The organism is Brevibacillus brevis NBRC 100599 (genome assembly GCF_000010165.1).
GTDB classification, from domain to species: domain Bacteria; phylum Bacillota; class Bacilli; order Brevibacillales; family Brevibacillaceae; genus Brevibacillus; species Brevibacillus brevis_D.
Map to the genome: position 1 here is coordinate 5,320,001 of NC_012491.1, position 23,075 is coordinate 5,343,075.

Consider the following 23,075-nt stretch of genomic DNA (forward strand, 5'->3'; position numbering starts at 1 on the left):
TTTGCCAGGAAAATCGGGTGAGAGGAGATTCGGGTACTCCTGAAAAAGCAGTAGCTGCTGCTTTTCATTGATCTCTTCCAGATCAATTTGATTGAGGTTGCTAGCTCTACCCCCGTTGACTAAATCGGCTTCGGCATACAGCTTCGTTACTTGATTCTCCATTTTCTTTGTCAAATAAAATGGGTAGGCAACTGTCGTGTGCTCACTCTCAATTGGCCTGATCTCCATGACCACAATCCAATTATCGCTCTCCCCCGTAAACGTATGCACCCAGTCATCATTAGCGGAGCAACCACCTAGAAGTAGAAATACGATCAAAAACAAGACAATGTGCCTCATCCCAATCCCCCCAGATGGTTACTCATCCGCCCAATCCAAAAATCCGGACAACAGGCTCTCTTCTTCCGCTTCGTTTCCACGAAGCTTCCCTTCCAACCGATCGATTCGCTTTTGATACGCCTCTGCGTCGGCCTTGGACCTGTTTCGCAACAGACTCCCGCGCTTCTTCCACTGCTCATACGCTTGCTTCGTATAATGCAAAGCCTTCTCCCAATCCTTCAGCTGGTGTTCATACAGCTTGGCAGCCTCAATATACACCTCTTCCGGGACATATCCGGTGGACTGAATGCACGACTCCCAAACGGTTAGGGCTTTTTGCCAATCCTTTTGCTTTTTGTACAGATGACCGATGGCGAGCTTGGCCCGGTTACTCCACGCATGCTCACTGTCTGCGACGAGGCGATAGCCTTCCATAGCGGCTTCCTGATCTCCAAGCGCGTCGTACCATCTGGCAATTTCGTAGCTTTCCTCGAAGGATACCGTTGCACTCGCTTGCCCTACCAATAGCCGTGTCATGTGAATGTACATCGTGATCAGAGACAGGACATCCGTTTCGTTATGACGTAGCACGCCTTCGATGACATCAGGGTCTTGGGCATGCAAAAAGTCGAAATACCGCACCGGTGCCAAATAACCGGGCAAATCATCCTCGCGAAATACATCCAGCTTTTCCTGCTCGATGATTCCCAATCGGCACGATTCCAGCTCCGCCCTCCACAGTCTCCTCGCCCCGTGCAAAAGGTCAAAATGACCAAAGGTAGGCAAAGCAGGCACTTGATCGCGCACCAGTGTATGCCTCGTCCGCACCTGCGGCCAGTCAAAGGACTTTCCGTTAAAGGTCACCAGATGCGAGGACTTCTGTGCTTGCTCCAAAAACGATTGGTACAAGGTCACCTCTGCATGCGGGCCCGGGAGAAAGTGCTGGCGCACCACGACATGCTCCCCCTCGAAACGACTGTACCCCAAAAGAAAAATCGCATTGCCTGCCCCGCCTGACAGCCCTGTCGTCTCCGTATCGAAAAACAGCAAGTCTTCTGGCTTCCTGCCCGCAGCGGACAGCGGATGCTCTCGACCAGCCTCTTCCCACATACGGATCGCCTCATGCAGCTCGGAAAAAACGTAAGCACCATGCTGCTGATCGATCGGATAGCGAACTTCGCGAATCATGACGTACTCGTCATCCCAGATGTAGGGCGATGCCTGCATTTCCTTCCACTTGTCGGCAAAAGGTATCTGTGGCTCGGCATTGCTGTCCGCTAGTACAGCCGCACTCGTCTCTTCCTCTGGCTCTTTCTTGCCAATGGACGTTTCCAGTTCGACTGCTGGCACTACCGCTTTGTCCGTTTCCAGCGAGAGATGTCCCTTCATCCGTTGCAGCTTGGATTTAAGAGACATAAGTACTTCCCCCTTGAGCGATTCGCAGCAAGGTCATGGCTAGCCCCTTGCTGCCGTCATCTGTCGCTCCCACACAAGATGGACAGCCTGACTCACACGGGCAAGAGACAATCATCCGCTCTGCCTGCGTCAAAATCGTCTCCATTTCCTTATACACTTGCTCGCTCAAGCCGATGCCCCCCGGATAACGGTCGTACAGAAAAATCGTCGGCTCCTGCGAATGAACAGCCTTTCGCTGCGGTATCACGTGCAGGTCCATCGGGTCGCACATGACAAACAGCGGAGCTACGTGCTGCAACACATGCGCCAAACCGACCAAGCCACGCTCCACATCCTCAGTCCCGATCTCACCCAGCAACGCTTCGGAAAAGCCGATCCACGCCGCATTTGTATGCAGCTCCTCTTCCGGCAAATGAATCGGTCCCGAGCCGATGTTTTCATGCGTCTCGAACTTGATTTTCTTAAAGATCGTCGCCATCGCATTCACAGCCACTTCGCCATAAGCCAACGTGCTCTGCGCATGACGACGGGACTGATCTTGCTCCAAAACCTTCAGCGAAACAGCCAGATTGGCGTCCGTGTAATAATCGACCTGCACTTCCCGGACATACGCCTTCTTTTCCTCGTAGTCCAGCTTTTCCACCTGGAATTGCGTCCCCTGATGCAAGTAAATGGCCTCATCATGCAAAAGCGTCATGGAGCTGAAACGGTCCATTTCCCCGATGACACGTTCATTTCCCCGTTCACTGATGTCGATGATCACGACATTTTCCTGCGAAGCTGACCGCAGACTGATGTTGTGGGCCGGGAATGAATCGTTCATCCAGAACCATTTGCCCCGCGAGTAATGAAGCACCTGCTCCTCGGTCAAAAACTCCAGAATTTCCACGATTTCCGCACGTCCGAAAGTATCTCCCTCACGGAACGGTAGCTCGTATGCGGCACATTTAAGATGGTCCACCAAAATAATCAGGTTATCGGGGTTGATCCGCGCTGTCTCCGGACTGCGGTCGAAAAAGTACTCCGGATTGGCGATCACATACTGATCCAATGGCGTGGAGCTGCCGACCATAACGACGACGGATTCCCCCTGCCGTCTTCCTGCCCGTCCTGCCTGCTGCCATGTGCTTGCGACCGAGCCAGGATAGCCAGTAATGACACATGCCTGAAGCTGTCCGATGTCTACCCCAAGCTCCAGGGCATTGGTGCTGACCACACCCATAATGTCGCCATTGCGCAAGCCGCGTTCGATCTCTCTGCGCTGGCTCGGCAAATAGCCGCCACGATACCCTTGGATCGTTTTTGGCCCAAGCTTGCGGCGAATCAGCTCCTGCAAATACGTGAGCAAAATCTCTACACGTACACGGCTTCTCGCAAACAGAATCGTCTGAATGCCATTGGTCAAAAACTGCTCAGTAATGTCCCGCGCCTCTAATGTGGCACTGCGTCTAATATTGAGCTGCTTGTTAACCACGGGCGGGTTGTAGAAAAGGAAATGCTTGATGCCAGACGGAGCACCATTGTTGTTGACCAGCTCCACCTCTTCTTCTGTCAGGGCTTCCGCCAATTGCTTCGGGTTGGCGATGGTCGCCGATGTGCAAATAAATTGCGGGTGGCTCCCATAAAAAGCGCAAATGCGCTTCAACCGCCGAATGACGTTGGCGACATGGCTGCCAAAAACGCCACGATATGTATGCAGCTCGTCAATGACGATGTATTTGAGATGCTCGAAAAAGGACACCCACTTGGTGTGATGGGGCAAAATAGCGGAGTGCAGCATGTCTGGGTTGGTGATGACGATATTTCCTGCCTTGCGTACCATCTGCCGGATATTTGCAGGTGTATCACCATCATACGTTTCTGATTTGATGGAGAGTCCCATTTCCGTAATCAGCTCGTGCAGCTCGGACTTTTGATCCTGCGCCAAAGCCTTGGTGGGGAACAAGTAAAGAGCCCGTGCTTGCGTGTCTTCCGATAGCGTCTGGAGGATCGGCAAATGATAGCACATGCTTTTTCCTGAAGCCGTGGGCGTAACCGCAACGATGTGTTTACCTTCGCGCACATGGCGAAAAGACGTTTCTTGATGCGTATATAAGGAGGGAATGCCTCTATTCGTTAGGGCATCTCGAATTCGTCCGTCCAGCTCACTTGGAAATGGAACGGACTTTGCTTCACGGGCAGGAATGACCCTCCAATGCGCAATGTTATCCCGAAATCGTTCGTCTGTTTTTATGTGATCCAATATGGCTGCGATATTTTTTTTCAAATTCATTTTCGTCACCTTCTTGCTACCATTTTACGAATGGACGTTCGGCATGTAAACATGGAATAAAGATCCACTTAGAACAGATACTACTACCAATCCAAGTACGTAGAGGTATATTCATGAAAGACGCTACTTTAACCTTTTTTCAGGTAGTCTGCATGCTGATGCTCACCATTGGCTTAATGAACCATGTAATTGTCATCCCGATTTTGATGGATGCCGCAAAACGAGATGCCTGGATTTCCGTTATTTTGGCCGGTATCTTCTTCATTGTATGGGTCTGTCTTCTCTATTCGACTTTTACCAAAACCCGTCAACAAAGTGTCTTTCTCTTGCTGAGAAAAGCGTACCATCCCGCTATTTCGAATGTATTGGCAGCCATTGCCTGTGTCTATTTATTCATGATGTGTGCAATTACGATGAGAGATACGGTTACCTGGATTCATGTCGCGTTTTCCCCGAAAATGCCCACTTTTTTTATCGCCCTTCTGTTGGCGTGTATTTGCTTGACCAATGCATACTTGGGCATACGCTCCATCGCAAACACAGCGGTCCTGTTCCTGCCGCTTGTCATCTTTCTTGGATTCTTTGTCATGTCTGCCAACTACACGCATAAAAGCTATATATTGCTGAAACCATTTCTGGAATACGGCATGCTCCCTGTATGGAAAGGCGTGGTCTTTGTTGGGGCGGGATTGATTGAACTGATCATCCTTCTGTTCATGCAGCAACATATCAGGTCCAAGTATTCGCTACTATCACTTTTGATCTTTGCTGTCATTTTAATTGGACTGACCTTTGGACCAGTTACGGGGGCCATTGCCGAATTCGGCCCTGCGCAATCGGAGAAGCTGAGATATCCGGCTTACGAGGAATGGCGCTTGGTTAATATTGGCCGGTATATTGAGCACATGGATTTTTTAAGTATTTACCAGTGGTTCTCAGGTGCTTTTATTCGCATGTCTCTGACGCTATTTCTCATCGTCGATATTCTTCGACTAGATAGCAACGCAAAAAGAATGATGGTCCTTGTCCTGCTCGCTTCCCTTCTGGTTGCCATTGCCATTCTCCCCTTCAGCGATAACGTGTTTTTAGACATGTTAACCGCTCACATCCTTCCATTTATGTTTTATACGATGGTCGTCTACTCATTCGTCATTATCGTGCTCGTAAACTGGACCAGTCGAAGGAGGGGAATGATTCATGAGGAGAAAAAAGGGAATTGATGTATTTGTCCCAAACGACCATCCACCATCCATTCCAGATGACCAGCCTTTAACCGAGGACTATTTCCGCCAATTGTTTGCTTTATGTGCGGATGTCATTATTGATACGATTAGCCTCCCTTATCAAGGAAATGGGGAGGATTCATCTCTCGTGACCATTATTTATTCTGAGGGTCTGTGCGATATCAAGCAAATCAATCAATATGTAGTCCCGAAATTGTCCAAAACGCATCAAACGGCTCCCATGATGAGTTCTTTGGACATGCAGCAATACAGTGAGCTATTTTTGAAAGAGGTCACCGATGATCGAAACCCTGACGATCTTGTCAAAAAAGTATTCGAAGGGGAACTGCTCCTCTTCTTTCATTCGTTAAACAAGCTGTATTGGATGGAACTCTCCGACCCGCCGCAGCGTGCCCCCGAAGAATCAAATACAGAGGTCTCTGTGAAAGGACCGCGAGATGGCTTTACCGAGGAACCACACATCAGCATCGGGCTAATCAGGAAGAGACTCAAAACCAATCGGCTCGCCGTAGAAGAGTACAGGTTGGGTGATGAAACGCACACCAAGGTCAATTTACTGTTTCTCAAAAATCGGATCAATCCGGATACTTTAGAAGAGATTCGCACAAAACTTTCCAATTTGGAAGTACAGGCACTTGTGAGCAACACGCAGTTGGAAGATATATTGACAGGCACGCGCATCCCCTTGTTTCCTCTGTTTGAGTATACAGGCCGGCCAGATTTTGCTGTGAACGCCTTGTTGCACGGAAAATTCGTCATCTTTGTGGAAGGCTCTCCTTCCGCCACGATTGCTCCTGTTACGCTGACCTATTTATTCAATACGCCGGAAGATGTCTACTCCTATTTTTGGTACAGCGCGTTTACCCGGCTCATGAGATTGTTCGGATTCATATTAGCCTTGTTTCTGCCTGGCTTCTGGATCGCCTTGATTACCTATCATCAAGACCAGCTCCCATATACGTTGGTAGCCACACTTGTTTTATCCCGACAAGGCGTCCCTATCCCTGTCCCTTTTGAAGCAATCGTGATGCTCTTATTGTTTGAGTTATTTCGGGAAGCGGGGATGCGCCTTCCTATGGCTTTTGGCCAAACCTTGTCCGTTGTTGGCGGGCTGATCATCGGACAAGCCGCCATCAGTGCAGGCCTAACCGCTCCAGGGATTCTGGTGGTAGTAGCCATGTCTGTACTGTCTACGTTTTCGCTGGTCAATCAAGACCTCGTTGGTACCGTTAGCTTGCTTCGGCTCCTTATCTTGCTTGTTTCTGGCATGGCCGGATTGTTTGGCTTTTTCATCATGGTTGGGATTATCGCACTGTACCTAACCAATTTGCGATCCTTTGGGGTTTACTACCTCGAACCAATCTCTCCCCCTGTTTTTCAGGATCTGTGGAAAGTCGTCTTTCGTATCCCATGGGGAAAATGGGGAAGCGTCCCCAAAATGCTGCAAAAAACCAGATCAAACAAGGAGAATTAACAATCGCTATGCATAAACGACGATGTTTTTTCACAATTGTATTGATCTCTTCCCTGTTAAGCGGATGCTGGGGCGCCAGAGAAATCGAGCATATGATCTACGTCAATTCCATCGGGATCGACTATGTAAAAGGGAAATTTGTGTTTTACGCGCAAATTATCAGTTTCAATAACATCGCCAAACAAGAAGCAAGCGGACAACGCAATCCGCAAACGATTTCCGTCGGCAAGGGAGAAGGAAGAACGTTGGATGAAGCCATCTTCAATCTGTATCGGACTGCCCAGCAGCGTCTGTCCTGGAGTCATATCAAGGCCATTGTTTTTTCCGAGGATGCCTTAAAGCAAGATGTGATTAATCAATTATTAGATGTGATCGACCGCTATTACGAATTTCGCTATACCGTATGGACATTTGCAACGCGAGAGCCGATTGAAGACTTATTTAACGCCAAGCCGATTCTCAACATCTCCATTCTTTATTCCCAATTAAATGACCCGGAGGATATTTACCGACAAAGCTCTGTAGTAGCCCCCTTGTTCCTCTACAAATTTATTTGGAAGTGGAAAGAAAGTGGACAAACCGTGCAATTGCCCATATTGAGTACCAACAAAGTACAGTGGACCGAAAACAAAAAAAAGCATCCCACCCTGATCATGAGTGGCGTCTGCTTTTTGCAAAACAAGAAACGAAAACTCTGCCTGCCGCGTTCGGAAATCATGGGCCTGCGCTGGTTGGATAAAGATTCGCGCCGTCCTGGCATTACCGTTTTCCATAATGGTGAGCCCATCACCACCCTCGTCATGGAAAAGATCAAGCCTTCGATCATCCCGCAAGTGGAAGACGACAAGGTGACGTTTCATCTCAAGGTGAGTACAAAGGCCAACATGCCCCAATTGGTGAAAGCCGTTCCAGAGAAGAACTTGAGGGAATGGGCGGAAAAAAGCATTGCTGAGGAGATTATGCACACCTACCAACTTGGACAAAAAACGCAGACGGATGTGCTTCAATTATCGGACGCTCTCTATCGCCAAGACCCCAAGGCATGGCACAAGCTAACGAAAAACGGGGAGCTGCCCCTACGTCCCGATACGATTTCACGTATAGATGTAAAGCTACAGCTGTTCGGGGGAAATTTGTCCAAGATTCGGGAGCATTAAAACGAACCGGGACCAGTCTATGATGACTGATCCCGGCTTTTTGGTTTTAGTTGGATTCACTGTATGTTTGGGAAAAGTCCTTTAATGAAACAAGGATGCAAGATGATGCTCCAACACTTTCGTTATCCGCTCCCCATCGACACGCTGTGGTTCGAGATAGGCATGCAGCGCCAGACCGTCGATGACGGCATAGAGCTTTTCTGTTTCTATCTCTTTGTCTAGCCCTTTGCGTAATAGATTCATTTGATCAGCAGAGTCCAACAGCTTGCGGACGCCGGCATAGATCCCGTCGTGCTGTGCATCAAAGCCTTCTCTCTTGTGTCGGAAGTACACCGTAAAAGCAAACCACACTTCCATTTCAACCATCTTTTCTTGATTCGTAGGGAGAAGCTCCAGAAAAATTTTCGTGACTCTCTCTTTTGGTGCCCATTCTTCATTGGCGGCGATATCAGCAATCCGAGCTGTCGCCCTCTCTTTTACGAGCTGCATAGCATACATTAGCAGTTCATCCTGTGTTGCGAAGTAATGTCGCAAAGCACCTAATGAAAGTCCTGCTTCTTTTGCAATGCCCCTTACCGTCGCCCCCTCCATTCCTTGCTCGACAATGACACGCCACGTTGCTTCTGCTATTTGTTCTCTTCTTTTCTCATGATCGATTATTTTTGGCATAGTTGTATTTTAACAAGCTTTGCAAAGGGCAAGCAACCCTTAACAATACAGTTGTATTATTTAAGAACCGATGGTAAAATTCTTTTTGCTAGCACAGATGTATTATAAAAAAACTCCTCATGCAGGAGAAGAAACTTCCGAAAAGGGGACTTGTATAGTGAATTTTGTTGCATGGATGATTGTCGCATGCGAAATCGCATTTTGGGTGGTCATTGTACTTGGCCTTTTCACAAGGTATGTGCTCAAACAAAAAAAGGCCGGGCTTTTTCTTCTCGCCCTGACGCCCATTGTTGATGTGGTTTTGCTCGTCGTCACGAGCGTGGATTTGTATCGCGGAGCTACCGCAACGATTCCGCATGCGCTTGCTGCCGTCTATATCGGGGTATCGCTTGCGTTTGGGAAAAGCATGATTCAATGGGCGGATGAAAAATTTCAGCAATACGTCACGAAGCAAGGTACGCCTAAACCCAAGCTATACGGCATGGAGTATGCCAAGTATTACGCCAAAAGCTGGTTTAGGCATCTCTTCTCCTATGTAATTGGGGCGGCTCTCTTAGCGGGGACCATCTACTTTATCGATGATGCAGAACGAACTGCCTCTTTATGGCAGGTTCTCCGGCTATGGACTGTTGTTCTGGGGGTTGATCTGTTGTTTACAGCCAGCTATTTTCTTTTTCCAAAGAAAGATAAGCAAGGCACCGTTTCCAAAAAGGATTGGTGAGAGGTTTTCCTGCCCAAACAATGCCCATGAGTGATTCATGTTACAAGAATCTCTCATGGGCACCTTTATTTATGCATGATCCTCGTCTTCACTGTCATCCTCACCAAATGCAAGCTCAATGCAAATAAATTGAATCACCAGCTGGCATATTTGACCGTTTTCATCTATCCCAAAATAGACAGGATAGGCTCCGTCTCCAAATCCCGTCTGAATCATCGGAATCGATAAATCGGTGCCTGGTATCCTCCAATTGATATAATCTCCAGCGCTTCTCTGATATTTTGGATGGTCTTTGTAACTTTGTGCAAAAACATCTGCAAAATATCCATCGTAAATATTGCCGTCTGGATTCTCCTTTTTCCAGCTATCATAAAAATCCAGATAAGCATCTCTCGTTTTGACATCTACCACAGTGGCAAGGCCTGCATCTACATTAAAGCCAAAATATTCACCTTCCTCTAGATTTTCGAGATTCTCGTCTCCGAGGAGGGCTTCCGTAAATTTTTGGGGAGTTTTATCTGTGAACTCCACCTTAGCAGCTGCATACCGGTAGTGATCTTCTTCGACGGTTACCACACAAACGGTTAATGGGAAGGTTCCTGTAGGGACTTTCCGAAAATACGGGGCACTATTTCTCTCCAGATACGCAAGCGGATCGCGAACGATGATGTCTCCAGTAGGGATCGTAATTTCCCCCAAAGAAAGCAGGTTGATTGGTTTCCCACTGATCTCCGTTGATGTGAAATAGGCGTGTAAATCAGCTTGGGGCTCTAACATCTGTTTTTTTTGCTCATATCGTGCTAACCATTGCTCGTTTGGAATCTTATTCATCTTTATTCCCATCCTACTATTGTCAATTTGTCAATCACTCCTAAAATTATACAGAATCACCCATAGAAACGATAGAACGGCTTGAATGCATAACGGGCAAGCCGATGCATAGGCATGGTTAGTGGATGAAGTACGACAAGGAGGTTGCCCCGAATGAATCCGCCAGACAAAGGGAATCAAATTCCTCAACCGATGAGGAGAGACGGGACCGGATGGGTCGATCTCGGCCCACGCAATATCATGCGTGATCGGCAAAATCCGAATATGCTCGTTCCTCCCGTCACAGATGCGGGCTTGCTGCCCAATCTGAAATTTTCCTTTTCAGATGCCTTCATGACGTTAAATCATGGTGGTTGGTCCCGGGAAGTCACCATTCGCGAGCTGCCAATCGCCACTACACTTGCGGGTGTAAACATGAGCCTGACGCCGGGCGGTGTGCGCGAGCTGCACTGGCATCAGCAGGCGGAATGGGCTTACATGCTACTCGGTCGTGCACGAATTACGTCCGTCGACCAACGCGGACGAAATTTTATCGCAGATATCGGCAAAGGCGATCTGTGGTATTTCCCTCCCGGCATCCCCCACTCGATTCAGGGACTTGAGGAAGGCTGCGAGTTTTTGCTCGTTTTCGACGATGGGCATTTTTCCGATCTGAATACGCTATCGATCTCCGATTGGTTTGCTCATACGCCAACAGATGTGCTTTCCGCGAATTTTGGTGTGCCTGAATCAGCCTTTGCCGACATTCCTTGCGAGCAAGTGTACATTTATCAAGACGAGGTTCCGGGTTCCATAGAAGGAGATGAAGTGGAATCCCCATACGGAACCGTCCCCCTTCCCTTTACCCACCGTCTACTTGCGCAACGCCCACTGATCACACCTGGCGGCAGTGTGCGCATCGTCGATTCACGCAACTTTCCGATCTCCAAAGCAATCGCGGCAGCACTCGTAGAGCTACGTCCCGGTGGCATGAGAGAGCTGCATTGGCATCCCAATAACGACGAGTGGCAATATTACATTTCAGGCCAAGCACGCATGACCGTTTTTACCGGAAATGGCAACGCTCGAACCTTTGACTACCAAGCAGGTGATGTCGGTTACGTTCCTTTTGCAACGGGGCACTATATCCAAAATACCGGGACGGAAACAGTGTGGTTTTTAGAAATGTTCAAGAGCGACCGCTTTGTCGATGTGTCGCTGAATCAATGGATGGCACTCACCCCGCATGAACTTGTCGCTTCCAACCTGTGTGTAGGTCCTGAATTTCTGGATGCCTTGCGCAAGGATAAATGGCCAGTAGTCAAATATCCTGGATATGGCTATGTCCGGTGAATACAAAAAGGCCAGCCCCAATGGACTGGTCTCCGTGTTTCCTCATCCTTGAATGGATGCTTGACTGGAAGCCGTTTTAGCATCCTTCAGGTTGCGGTTTTTCACTCCTAATGATAAGACGAAACAAATAAGCAAAATCAGACACGCTAGCCCGTATGGATAGTTGATATCGATATCGAATAAAAAGCCAGCTACGATAGGACCTGCAATATTGCCAAGACTGGTAAAGGCTGAGTTAAGGCCAGCAACATACCCCTGTTGATCCTTTGCAAGCATCGACATTTGGGTACTGATGGCCGGTCGCAAAATATCGATCGCCAGAAATACGATAAAGGTAACGGCAAAAATCATCCAAAATCCGTGAACAAAAAGCGTCAGGATAATAAACAATCCAGCAAAGAGCAGACAGATCGAAATGACCCTTTTCTCGCCAAAGCGATTCATGATCCAGCTAAAGGCAGTAAGCTGAACCACTGCGCCTGCTATTGACCCAAATGTAATGATAAACGCGATATCTTTCGGCTCAAACCCAAACTTGTGGTCGACAAACAAGGAAAAGACCGTTTCAAAATTAGCCAGTCCGAAAGACATGACAAACACAATGATCAAACTGAAAAAATAAGGCTCTCGATAGGAGTACATTAACTGGGAGAGAAGACTGCTTCGTTGTTTTTCACTTGAAGAAGAGTCCGCTAATGATTCTTCCGTAGGTTTCGATTCTTTGAGGATCAACAACGTGATGCACGCAGCAATTAATCCCGCAATTCCTGCCGAATAAAAAGGTACGCGAATACCAAATTCCGCAATGTATCCTCCAATGCCTGGACCGATAATAAAACCGGTAGTAATGGCTGCCGTAATATATCCCATACCGGCCGCTCGTTCTTCATTCGTTGTAATATCTGCTGAGTACGCCATTACGGCCGGCATAATCAGTGCGGCACTAATCCCGCCTAACAACCTAGAAACAAACAGCAGGACTGGAGAATTCGCTATTCCAAACATCACTTCCGAAATAGCAAATACGACCAAGCCGATCACAATGATCTTTTTTCTTCCGAACGAATCGGCCCATCGCCCGGCAATCGGGGAAAAAAGAAGCTGCGTCAGCGAAAAGGCTGCAACTAACAGACCGATAGTCCCCCCGGTAATTCCCAAACTCTCCATGTACTTTGGCATAATCGGTATAACAAGCCCGATCCCCGTAAAGACAAGGAAAATATTGAACATCAGAATCAATAAGGCTCCCTGATTTTTTAATAATAAAGCCATTTCCTATCCCTCCAATCCATTACCTAAATACTGAATATCCATTCTAGATAGTCGCGTAAAAAAAGCTAGCGGGACGGTTTGGCAATTCCAAATAAAAACACATCCATCGCTAACCGAAAAGTTGCCAGCGCTTCCTCTCGTTCCATTCGGCGCGAGTGTTGATTTAAACCAAACATCAGACTGTCCAAGATAATGGCGACTCCGGTTACATTCGTCATTTCAAATTCGCCGTTATCGATCCCCTTCTGGAGCAACTGTTGATTAAAGTCAATATAGCCTTGGATCATTTTGTTGATACGCTCCTCCACATCCGAAGGCTTCTCCAACATGTCGAAAAATTCATCAGCAGCCTTGGTCAGCGGGTGGTTCATAAAATCGGTCGCAAAATGTTCAGCCATTCCATACAATTTATCGATCGAGGTCGTATAGAGCTGTTCCTTGGCCAGCCATTCCTCTTCCCATTCGCTGTTCCAAGCTTCAATCAGATGTAAAAACAGCCCTTCCTTGCTCTTGAAATGATAATAAATGTTGCCGCCGCTGTATCCAGTAGCTTTCACGATATCTTCTATTGATGTAGCCTTGTAGCCTTTTTGCATAAATAAGATTCTGGACGCGTCCGCTATTTTCTTCTTGGTCTGCTCTGTTTGCTGCTTCTTTTTATTCAACGGTACTTCACCAACTTCCCATCCAACAATACTGAACTTTCATTCAGTATTATAAGCGTTACAAACATACTTGGCAAACCTGAAGGGCATTTTGGTTTGAGTCAACATAGTGGAGGAGAAGAAAAAGCACAGGTCTCTTCTACTCTGACACGCCAGCTGGGGGATTGACTGTCCGTCTACACTTCCAAAAGGGGACCGTCGAGCCAAAGCCACCCTACGGGCGGAAGTTTCTCAAGGAAGAAGTGTTCGACGAGCGGGTCCCCTTTTGGAAGTTCCGACTGGGCAGGCGTTGTCAAGGTCTACGAGCTCTGTGCTTTTTCTTCTCACCAGCTTTATTGGTTCGTTTGAGACCTTTCACAATAGACCGTATAAAGCCCCCGTAACCACAACGAGCCATGGCGGTAGCTTCCAGTGCTCCAGCATGATAAACATAATAGCCGCTACGATAAAATCCATCGGGGCAAGAATGGTACTTGTCCAAATCGGATCGTACAAGGCAGCGAGTAAAATACCGACGACTGCTGCATTCACACCTATAAGCATTCCTTGGATCTTGGAATTTCTCCTTAAGGAATTCCAAAACGGCAATGCGCCGATGACGAGTAAAAAGGCCGGTAGAAAAATGGCTAAAGTAGCCACTATCGCACCGACTCCACCTGCAATCAATGCTCCCAAATAAGCGGCAAATGTAAACAATGGACCCGGTACTGCTTGTGTAGCCCCGTAGCCCGTCAGAAAAGCTTCTTGCGTTACCCAGCCTGTCGGGATGACCTCCCTTTCCAGCAAAGGCAATACGACATGACCTCCGCCAAAAACAAGTGAGCCTGCACGGTAAAAGCTCTCAAACAGCGCTAGCAAGGAAAAGCCCGTACTCTCTCGGAGGATGGGCAGCACAAGCAAAAGTCCGAAGAAAACGATCCAGCACGCAATGGCTAGTGCACGACTGATCGGCACACGAAATTCAGGGAAATCCGAAACTTTTGACTGCCGGAAGAAAAGCAATCCTGCTATTCCCGCTAGAATCATGACTGTGACCTGACTCCATGCAGAATGCCACAACAACGTGATGGCAGCAGCGGTGATCGCAATCGTCACCCGTGTGCGATCCGGGGCCAGCTTTTGTCCCATCCCCCATACGGCATGAGCGACAATCGCGACAGCTACTAATTTTAGACCGTGAACCCAAGAAGCACTGCCACTGTCCACTCCCTGTAACGTGAACGCAAATATCAGGAGCGCCAAGACTGACGGCACAGTGAAGCCGAGCCATGCAGCAACCCCTCCCCACAATCCGGCTCGCATGATGCCAATTCCGATCCCCACCTGGCTGCTTGCGGGGCCAGGGAGGAACTGACAAAGCGCAACCAAGTCAGCGTAGCTTTGCTCATCCATCCATTTTCTACGTCGAATGTATTCGTTGTGAAAATAACCGAGATGCGCGATGGGACCGCCGAATGAGGTCACACCCAGCTTGGACGAAACGAGCAGAACTTCCATCACAGACTTCCAACTACTTTTTTGGTGCCCTGCTTCTTCTCGAAGATTATTCTTCACTTTGCTGTACACCTCTTTTGCTTTCCGCTTCATCATACAAGCTATTTTATCGCTTTTCCTACCCTTTCCTTGTAAAAAGATCGTAAAAAAACCCCTATCGCGGCCTATTCATGGGGGAGCGACCGCGTTTTAGCGGAAAGTTTCACCGAAGTAATGCTGGAAGCACACGCTGAGGTACTTCGTTATGCGCTCCGAAAAGTTTAAATCTAGTCGAATTTGCAATGTGAAGCACTTAAACTTTCCTACACGTTGAAGAAGGCTCCGCATCGATACGGAGCCTTCTTCAACACTGCTATTCCATCCGAAATACCGGTCCTCGCGCCACGAACGGCAAGTTACTCCCCTTCGGCAGCATGATGGCATGACTACGAGTTACTTTGATCCGATCACATTCCCCATCGGTAATGATCAAAATCGGTCCGTCCTTCGGAAAATCGGTTGCTCTCTCCAGCATGTCAATGCCCGGCTGCAGAATCGTTCCTCCGCGTCCTTTTACTTTGACGCGACCTGCAATGTCCTCGGGAGAAAGGTAGCCCGCATCATACGCCTGCGCATCACAAAAGACCACGCGCGCATACGGAACATCTCGCGCTTCACTGTAGCTCGCGATTGCCCCCAATGCTTTTCCGAGCAGCTTGGTATCCATCGAGCCGGATGTATCGATCACGACGCCAAACGTGCGTGCCAGCCGATCCGTTTCCCGAAAGCTCCAGGCAGGACGGGCAATGTCGGGTGTAGAGGACTGTCTGCGGCTTGCCCTTGCATACGTGCGACTCTTTTCCAACGGCGGAAAATGCTCGTCGAACCAACGGGCAAGCTGAACATCCCATGGTATCGGCGGTTGCCCCAAGGCGCGAATCTCTTCTACCAAACCCGCAGGCAAAAGTCCTCGTCCCCGCTCCTGGTGGTAAATCAAACCTTGCGACATCGCACTGCGATAAAAGTCATCCAGCGTCGTTCCCGGACCCTTTTCCCAAAAACGCGGATCGTTGCCATCCAGAATATCGCCCATGCCGATTCCTCGTAAAGTGTAGAGCTTGCGATACGTACGCATGTCCGTCACGATTCGATCATAGATGGCCTCTGCCGAAAGTCCCTTCAAGTCTGGGTCGTACAGTCCGCCAATTTGCGGAAAACGTCCGACACCGAGCTCCATCAGCCATTGATTGATCACATAATCGCAGCTAACATTCCAGTAATACGGGTCGCGCCCTTGGCAGCGCTCATGATGGCGAAGGCCTGCGTGCAAGAGCTCGTGTGCCATCACGAATGTGCATTCCTCTTCATCCAAGCCAGCTGCAGGATTGATGAAGATTTCGTTGGCTGTTACATCTATGGCTGCCACCGAGATTTGCAGCCGCTGACAGATCTGTGAATCCTCGATAATCGTGAAATGACTCGCTAAGGAAGCCAGCAATGGATAATGATTGATGAACCAGCCTTTGGCCTTTTGTGCCTCGGACAGCTGGTTCTCTTCATTCCCGAGAGCATCGGAATAGCCGCCCGCTACGCTGACAGCACTTTGCACCGCTTGCGCCAGCCCTATCCCCAAGAGACGCTCCCACTTCACATCTCGGTTGTAGGTGTACCGAGCATATTTATCTGCGAGAAGCATATCTGCCTGTTTTTCCCCGCCCGTTCCAAATAGCTTCAAATGCTCCGGCACCCCATGCTCCACGAACCAGTCATACAGCTCTTCTTCGCTCTTTCCCGATTTATCCAGCTCAAAGGCCATTTCAGCAGGAGGCGTCCCCAGCTTCATGTCTCTTAAAAAACGCGTTATATAACAATCGCAAGCGATGTTCCACAAAATCGGCTGCTCTTTTTCCACAAAATGTCCGAAGCCTAAATGCAACAGCGCATGTGCGAGAACATAAATCCATTCCCCGACTTCCCCTCTGCGCTTCGGATGCGCATACAAGCTGCCTTCCCGGGTCACGACTACCCAACCGTTATCCGGACAAATACTTCGCTCGGAACGTATAAAGTGCGCTCGCGATGACAGCGGACCAAACATCGGGTGATGACTCAAAAAATGGACGGCCTGTTCGTAGTTTTGCGTCGCCGGGTCGTTTTGAACTCCTCTGGCCATTGGCTATTTGCCCTTCCTGTCCATGGCCAATCGCGGTAAATCACGAATGACCTCCACAACGAACCAGTCTGGCAATCCGTCGCCATCCTCGTGCCGCGCCACTACCATTTGCGCCATTTCCAGTGAGATGGATGAGAGCTCCTTCAAGAGAGCTTTGGCTCGGTGTGCAAACCGTTTATGCTGTTCCCCCACGGAGACTTTATCCGCTGGCAGTTCTTTTTTGATCTGCGAACGGAAAGAATCCGCCAGAAAATACAGTACGTCACGATCCTCTGGAGCCGTCGGGAAAGAAGCCTCTCCCTCCAAAATACGGTTGAGCTGGTATTTGCCCTGAATATTCTTGTGAAAAGCCCGAAATTGAGCCGCATGCTGGGGCGTCAAGCATCCGTAGGCCAGTACCCCCACCATCTCTGTCGTCAAGTTCTCATCGAATTCGTTCAGGGCATCAGAGAGCATGTGCCATGAACGCGGAGTAGAAAAAGGTTCCTCGCTCTTCGGTGGTTGCGACCACAAATAGTCCGGGCGCACCTCCAAAAATTGCAGCACGTAGGAATGGATGCCGTTGCTGTACGCCCAATTCATCCATTGTTCATACGAAACTAGCAATTGCACATGGAACATCCGGTTGATCAGAGCAGACGACATCGGTTTGACAATCGCGCTATCCTGCGCGCGGTTACCTGCTCCAATCACAATGGACCCTTCTGGCAGATGGTAATCCCCGATTCTCCGCTCATGAATGAGACTGTAAAACGCCTTTTGCACTTCTTGCGAGCATGCATTCAATTCGTCAAGAAATAAGCAGTACGGTTCTTCTCGCGCAATTTGTGCAGGTGGGCAAAATCTGCTTTTCCCATCTACGATCTGTGGGACACCGATAATATCCTCAGGTGCCAGCTGACTACCCAATAACGATACGCAAGGTAGGCCCACCTGCTCGGCAAACGCCTCGACGAGAGACGACTTGCCGATACCTGGTGCGCCCCAAATAAATACGGGACGAGCTACTGCAACGTTTAGCAGCACATCCATCAGTTGATTTTGCGTTACTTGAACGGCTAGATTCATTTCATAACCTCTCTTGTTTGATTGATTTTTGCAGCAATCTACCTCTTTCCATGATGGATTTCCATTGACTAGAGCGACCGTCACACCACAAATATTTCCTAATATTACAAGAAGATTGAATAAGGAGCAAGAAAGAAAGGCAGCCATATCATTAACGCAGAGGCGGAAAAGCCTACTTCTCCTCCTTATGTAACATTCCTTTTTTTACCACGTCACATAGGCAAAGGGGGAATCACAAAAGATGAGAAAAATTATGAAAGCCAGTGGCATCACCCTATTGGTCACATCCTTGATCGGATGCAGCTCGAGCGAGCAGTTCGTATCAAGAAGCGAAAGTGGAAACAAACCATCAGCATCTGTTGAGCAAGGCCAAAGCAATCAGGTAGCCTCCAGTCCAAGTCCTCCCAGCCAACTAGCTGATTACGCCCTGAAAAAATCGGGCGATCCTCTCCCCAATGACATGTACTTCAAAGATTACGGCACCAACCAATTTGTCTCTACGGCGAAGGACCGCCTGTCTACTTTTGCCGCAGATGTGGACACCGCCTCCTACACCATAATGCGCCATTTTATAAAAGACGGGAATCTCCCGCCAGCAGAGGCCGTTCGGGTGGAGGAATTCATCAACTTCTTCCCCACTTCGTATCCCGCGCCGACCAATCAGACATTTGCGATTCAGGCCGATAGTGGCCCCTCTCCGTTTCAAAAAAATCTTCAAATAGTGCGAATCGGGATCAAAGGAAAGGAATTAAGCCCAAAAGAGCGGAAGCCCGCTAATCTCGTCTTTGTCATTGATGTATCTGGCTCGATGAATCAGGAAAACCGATTAGAGCTGGTGAAAAAAAGCTTACATGTTCTTGTCGATCAACTCCAACCTACAGATTCAGTAGGGATCGTCGTCTATGGATCAGAGGGACGCGTTCTTTTGCCCCCAACCTCTACCGAAGACAAACAGGCAATTTTATCAGCCATCGATGAACTGCAACCCGAAGGCTCCACCAATGCGGAACAAGGACTGGTGCTCGGTTATGAAATGGCGGCCCGTTCCTTCAAGCCTCCTGCCATTAACAGGGTGATTTTATGCTCCGATGGCGTGGCCAATGTAGGAGAGACAGGGGCTGAGGGCATTTTGCGTTCGATCGAGGACTATGCGCGAAAAGACATTTACTTGAGCTCCTTTGGCTTCGGCATGGGTAATTATAACGATGTCATGATGGAGCAATTAGCGAATAAAGGAGAAGGCAGCTACGCCTACATCGATACGTTTTCCGAGGCACGCCGCATTTTTACGGAATCTTTGACAGGCACCCTCCAAACGATCGCCCGGGACGTAAAAATTCAGGTGGAATTCGACCCTAAGAAGGTAGACTCGTATCGCTTGATCGGTTATGAGAACCGCGATGTCCGCGACGAAGATTTTCGCAACGACAAGACAGATGCGGGCGAGATCGGAGCTGGCCATAGCGTGACCGCTCTTTATGAAGTGAAGCTAGCTTCCCCTGTCCATGCAGAGCTCGGGACGGTTCGGGTGCGCTATCATCATGCCTCTACCCAAAAAGTAGAGGAAATCTCTGAGCCCGTGAAGGTGCAAAGTACCTTGTCTCCTGATGTGACGTTCCTTGCTGCTGTAGCAGAATACGGGGAAATATTGCGAGAGAGTCCGTATGCCGAAAGAAGCTCCCTTGCCGATGTACTCAAACTGGCGGAAGCCACAGCTACTGGAGAGGAACAGTTAGAATTTGTCCGCCTGGTAAAAGATAGCATGGCGATCAAAAGGAACTAATGCTTGTTCCTATGCTTTGGTGTCACGCCTGTATCTCATCCAAATATAAACCATCATGCCAATCGCCGAACCGATTAGCAAAAATGTGATGCCATAATGACGTATATAAACGACGACCTTGAGCCACTCTTTCTCAAGCGCCCGTCCCAACAGTAAAAAAGTGACACTCCAAAGGAATGCTCCAGCGTAAGCAAATAAAGCGAATCGTCGAAACCCCATCGTAGAGACTCCTGCCAAATAGGCAGTAATATGACGGACGCCAGGCAAAAAATAGCCAATGAGCAACAGGTATGGACCGTACTTGGCAAACAGCTTTTGGGTTGACTCTATTTTTTTCGGCGTAATATGCAAGTACGGTCCAACCTTCATAAGCAACGGCAGCCCCCACTTCCACGCGATGGTATAGCTGACCGTAATCCCTACTGCCGCTCCCAAAAAAGCGCTCAGTATTGTAAACGGCATGTGCAAAACACCGCGAGAAACCGCATAACCGGCGTACGTCATCAGTACCTCATCGGGTATGGGGAGCCCAACAACACCAAGTGTGAGCGAAAAAAAGATGCCGACATATCCATATTTCATCAAAAAAAGATCCAAATGCTGCTCCACGGCTACCTCCAATAATGTTGTCCTACTTCATTGTATTCTCTCCCTATTCTTTGGCATTCTGGCTTTTTTACAAAAAAATCAGGTCAAGGCATATGGTATCCTAAAAAAGATCTTATTTCCTTTTTCAGGTGACGTCATGAATTATATGGAGCAAATAACGTATGCCCTCTCGTTTATCGAGAAGCAGTTAACGGAAAAAGTCACTCTCGATGAAGTGGCATCAGCCGCCGGATATTCCAAGTACCATTTTCAACGCTTGTTTTTTCACGTGACAGGAGAAACGGTCGGTCAGTACATTTCGAAGAGGCGCTTGACCGAGGCAGCCAAAGCACTGTCGCTCGAACAAAAGAGCGTGACAGAAGTCGCCTTTACCTATGGCTTTGATTCCCACGAAGCCTTTACTCGCGCCTTTACCAAACGCTTTGGCCTGCCTCCTTCTGCTCTTCGCCGATCTGGTAAGATGCCGCGATACATGATGTTGGAGCGCATGGAGTTGCCGTATTTAGAAAATATTCAGCGACAGTCCATTGAGCCCTTCTATGTCCCTGCCGACGAAGCGCTGAACCTGGCAGGCTACTACTCCCCTAGTTTTTCGGTTCGTGATATTACCGGTTGCTGGAGCCGCTTGGGGCAACAAGTGGGGTGGCAGCCAACGCAAAAGCGTTATGGTATCCTTCGCTACCCAGATACATTTGGACTGGAGCTGAGCTTTACGTATTTCGCCAGTCTGCCCGCATCGGAACAAGCTGACATCGACAGTCTGGAATCGCTCACTTTGCCTGCATCAAGTTATCTTGTGTTCCCTCACAAAGGATCGGTGCAAAATCTAAAGCTGACGTATCAATACATATACGGGAGCTGGATGGCACACGCATCCGAATCCGACCAGCTGTATGCCCGATACGATTTTGAATACTACGATCACCGCTTTCTCGGAAATGACCATCCTGATTCGCTTTGTTTCATTTATATACCCGTTCTAGCCCGAGAATAGTCGGGAACGGTTCGCATTTTCGATCAAGTTTTCCTCCTTTTCCTGTCGTACCCTAGATGTGTGAAAAGGAGTGAATCGAATGAATGAACTGACCTATTTGACAGCAACGGAGCTGGGCACTTGGATTCGCGAGCGAAAAATAAGCGCCGAGGAAGCTACCCGGCATATCTTTAAACGAATCAACTCCCTCAATGGCAAAGTGAACGCCATCGTCGCCTATGATGAAAAAGGTGCGTTCCAAGCCGCCAAGCAAGCAGATAAAGAAATAGGGGAAGGCATCTATCGCGGGCCTCTTCACGGGGTACCCATTACAATCAAAGATTCTTTTGCCACAGCAGGACTCGCCACTACCTCTGGTTTCCCACCACTCAAAGGCTACATTCCGCAACACGACTCAGCAATCGTTAGCAGACTGAAGCAGGCCGGAGCCATCATCCTGGGCAAAACGAATGTCCCTCCTCTTCTGATGGACATGCAAACAGACAATGATATTTACGGTCGGACGAATAATCCATGGAATCTGGAGAGAACAACAGGCGGAAGCAGCGGAGGATCGGCAGCCGCAGTTGCTGCCGGGCTTTCCTATTTGGATATCGGCAGTGACATTGGCGGTTCGTTGCGTGTTCCGGCTCATTTCTGTGGCGTACTTAGCTTGAAGCCAACAGAAGGATCCGTTCCGTCAAGAGGACACATGCCCGGTTTTGAAGGAACCGCTGATTACACTTCCTCACGTCATCTTGCTTGCTATGGCCCCATCGCTCGATCAATCGAGGATCTCGAAATGGCCTTTTCCATCATTAGCGGTGGAAACGGCAACGCTGGCCTGCCTCATGGACCACAAGTGTTGCCACCTCCCCTCAAGGAACAGCCCCTGCACATTCGCTGGATGGAGGAGCTGCCCGGCTACCCGACGAGTCGAGCTATCCGCAATCAGTTGCGTCGCTTTGTCAAAGTGCTGGAGCAACAAGGTATGCATGTAGAACAAGTTACGGCACCACCTTTGGATGCACGCAAAGCATGGGAAACATGGGGAAAAATGATCGACGCGGAGTTAAACTCGACGACACCCCCACTCATTCGCGGTTTGGCTCATCTCATGACGATGCCGATTTATCGCCAGCTTCCTACGGCTACCATGCTCATCCCACTGACGTTTAAAAACTACATGCGTGTCTTAACCATTCGGGAGCAGCTCATTCGCAGCTTCGAGCAATTTATGGCCGACTGTGACTTGTTTTTGTGTCCGGTTAGTTGCACAACAGCTTTTCCGCATATGGAAAAATCGAAAATGTGGGGCTACAAGCCGCTTTACACCAAACCGCTGTACGTAGACGAGAACCCGCAAAACTACTGGGCCGCTACGACTTTTTATACGAATCTGTTTAATGTAACCGGAAGTCCAGTCGTAACGATGCCGATTGGTTTTGATGAGCAAGGTCTCCCTATTGGCATACAGTGTGTGGGAAAACGATGGCGTGATAGGGAATTGCTACAGAGAGCATCGACATTGTATGCGACCTTCCCAGAATGGCGAGCGCCTGCCATTTCTGTGGAACCGCATTAAGAATAAAATATTCAAGTCAATCTGCATAAAGCCCCTTTCT

19 protein-coding genes (1 of these 19 cut by a window edge) are annotated in these 23,075 nt (G+C 48.7%); 8 read left to right on the forward strand and 11 right to left on the reverse strand.

Annotation, left to right across the window (positions count from 1 at the left end; genetic code table 11):
* The 3 genes in view from BBR47_RS25265 to BBR47_RS25275 are tightly spaced (at most 18 nt apart) and all read right to left on the reverse strand, a layout consistent with a single transcriptional unit that may run on beyond the window.
* Positions 1–339, reverse strand: partial view of a hypothetical protein gene (locus BBR47_RS25265; RefSeq protein WP_015893279.1) — the 5' portion only. It extends 111 nt beyond the left edge of the window; the window shows 339 of its 450 coding nt (coding positions 1–339); its start codon is at positions 337–339; its stop codon lies beyond the left edge, outside the window.
* 18 nt (positions 340–357) lie between these two features.
* Positions 358–1,734: a ribonuclease H-like domain-containing protein gene (locus BBR47_RS25270; protein WP_015893280.1), complete on the reverse strand. Its 1,377-nt coding sequence runs from the start codon at positions 1,732–1,734 to the stop codon at positions 358–360.
* Complete coding sequence (locus BBR47_RS25275; RefSeq protein WP_015893281.1) at positions 1,724–4,006, reverse strand: DEAD/DEAH box helicase; 2,283 nt, start codon at positions 4,004–4,006, stop codon at positions 1,724–1,726. The genes BBR47_RS25270 and BBR47_RS25275 overlap by 11 nt, the downstream gene beginning before the upstream one ends.
* A 113-nt stretch (positions 4,007–4,119) precedes the next feature.
* Between BBR47_RS25275 and BBR47_RS25280 the strand changes: the two genes are divergently transcribed.
* The 3 genes from BBR47_RS25280 to BBR47_RS25290 are packed head-to-tail and all read left to right on the forward strand — an operon-like array spanning position 4,120 to position 7,881.
* Positions 4,120–5,226 (forward strand): GerAB/ArcD/ProY family transporter, encoded by a 1,107-nt coding sequence (locus BBR47_RS25280; protein WP_015893282.1) that lies wholly within the window; start codon positions 4,120–4,122, stop codon positions 5,224–5,226.
* The gene (locus BBR47_RS25285; protein ID WP_015893283.1) at positions 5,204–6,724 is read left to right on the forward strand and encodes a spore germination protein; all 1,521 of its coding nucleotides are present in this window, start codon (positions 5,204–5,206) and stop codon (positions 6,722–6,724) included. The genes BBR47_RS25280 and BBR47_RS25285 overlap by 23 nt, the downstream gene beginning before the upstream one ends.
* An 8-nt stretch (positions 6,725–6,732) precedes the next feature.
* On the forward strand, positions 6,733–7,881 hold the full coding sequence (locus BBR47_RS25290) for a Ger(x)C family spore germination protein (RefSeq protein WP_015893284.1): 1,149 nt from the start codon (positions 6,733–6,735) through the stop codon (positions 7,879–7,881).
* An 81-nt stretch (positions 7,882–7,962) separates the two neighbouring features.
* Here BBR47_RS25290 and BBR47_RS25295 read toward each other — a convergent pair whose 3' ends face one another.
* Positions 7,963–8,550 (reverse strand): TetR/AcrR family transcriptional regulator, encoded by a 588-nt coding sequence (locus BBR47_RS25295; protein ID WP_015893285.1) that lies wholly within the window; start codon positions 8,548–8,550, stop codon positions 7,963–7,965.
* 157 nt (positions 8,551–8,707) lie between these two features.
* Between BBR47_RS25295 and BBR47_RS25300 the strand changes: the two genes are divergently transcribed.
* A complete protein-coding gene (locus BBR47_RS25300) occupies positions 8,708–9,271 on the forward strand; it encodes a hypothetical protein (RefSeq protein WP_041749648.1) in 564 nt (187 codons plus the stop codon).
* 69 nt (positions 9,272–9,340) lie between these two features.
* On the opposite strand, the gene BBR47_RS25305 is transcribed toward BBR47_RS25300, so the two are convergent.
* A complete protein-coding gene (locus tag BBR47_RS25305) occupies positions 9,341–10,102 on the reverse strand; it encodes a DUF4241 domain-containing protein (protein ID WP_015893287.1) in 762 nt (253 codons plus the stop codon).
* A 153-nt stretch (positions 10,103–10,255) separates the two neighbouring features.
* Here BBR47_RS25305 and BBR47_RS25310 point away from each other — a divergent pair, with 153 nt between their 5' ends.
* On the forward strand, positions 10,256–11,434 hold the full coding sequence (locus tag BBR47_RS25310; protein WP_015893288.1) for an oxalate decarboxylase family bicupin: 1,179 nt from the start codon (positions 10,256–10,258) through the stop codon (positions 11,432–11,434).
* Positions 11,435–11,476: 42 nt separating this feature from the next.
* On the opposite strand, the gene BBR47_RS25315 is transcribed toward BBR47_RS25310, so the two are convergent.
* The 5 genes from BBR47_RS25315 to BBR47_RS25335 form a co-directional block, all read right to left on the reverse strand.
* Positions 11,477–12,706 carry an MFS transporter gene (locus BBR47_RS25315; protein WP_015893289.1) on the reverse strand — a complete coding sequence of 410 codons (1,230 nt, stop codon included), beginning with the start codon at positions 12,704–12,706 and terminating at the stop codon, positions 11,477–11,479.
* Positions 12,707–12,771: 65 nt separating this feature from the next.
* Positions 12,772–13,371, reverse strand: a complete 600-nt coding sequence (locus BBR47_RS25320) for a TetR/AcrR family transcriptional regulator (RefSeq protein WP_015893290.1) — start codon at positions 13,369–13,371, stop codon at positions 12,772–12,774.
* Between the two features lie 354 nt (positions 13,372–13,725).
* Complete coding sequence (locus tag BBR47_RS25325) at positions 13,726–14,961, reverse strand: chromate transporter (RefSeq protein ID WP_015893291.1); 1,236 nt, start codon at positions 14,959–14,961, stop codon at positions 13,726–13,728.
* 256 nt (positions 14,962–15,217) lie between these two features.
* Positions 15,218–17,017 (reverse strand): vWA domain-containing protein, encoded by a 1,800-nt coding sequence (locus BBR47_RS25330; RefSeq protein ID WP_015893292.1) that lies wholly within the window; start codon positions 17,015–17,017, stop codon positions 15,218–15,220.
* A gap of 3 nt (positions 17,018–17,020) precedes the next feature.
* Positions 17,021–18,085 carry an AAA family ATPase gene (locus BBR47_RS25335; RefSeq protein ID WP_015893293.1) on the reverse strand — a complete coding sequence of 355 codons (1,065 nt, stop codon included), beginning with the start codon at positions 18,083–18,085 and terminating at the stop codon, positions 17,021–17,023.
* 241 nt (positions 18,086–18,326) lie between these two features.
* On the opposite strand from BBR47_RS25335, the gene BBR47_RS25340 reads away from it, so the two are divergent.
* Positions 18,327–19,868 carry a vWA domain-containing protein gene (locus tag BBR47_RS25340; protein ID WP_015893294.1) on the forward strand — a complete coding sequence of 514 codons (1,542 nt, stop codon included), beginning with the start codon at positions 18,327–18,329 and terminating at the stop codon, positions 19,866–19,868.
* Positions 19,869–19,877: 9 nt separating this feature from the next.
* Here the strand turns inward: BBR47_RS25340 and BBR47_RS25345 are convergent, their stop codons facing one another.
* Positions 19,878–20,489, reverse strand: coding sequence for a DedA family protein (locus BBR47_RS25345; RefSeq protein WP_015893295.1), 612 nt, complete (start codon positions 20,487–20,489; stop codon positions 19,878–19,880).
* 124 nt (positions 20,490–20,613) lie between these two features.
* On the opposite strand from BBR47_RS25345, the gene BBR47_RS25350 reads away from it, so the two are divergent.
* Entirely contained in the window at positions 20,614–21,471 is an 858-nt protein-coding gene (locus tag BBR47_RS25350) for a helix-turn-helix domain-containing protein (protein WP_015893296.1), read from the forward strand.
* 79 nt (positions 21,472–21,550) lie between these two features.
* Positions 21,551–23,035 carry an amidase gene (locus tag BBR47_RS25355; RefSeq protein ID WP_015893297.1) on the forward strand — a complete coding sequence of 495 codons (1,485 nt, stop codon included), beginning with the start codon at positions 21,551–21,553 and terminating at the stop codon, positions 23,033–23,035.
* The last annotated feature ends 40 nt before the right edge of the window (positions 23,036–23,075 follow it).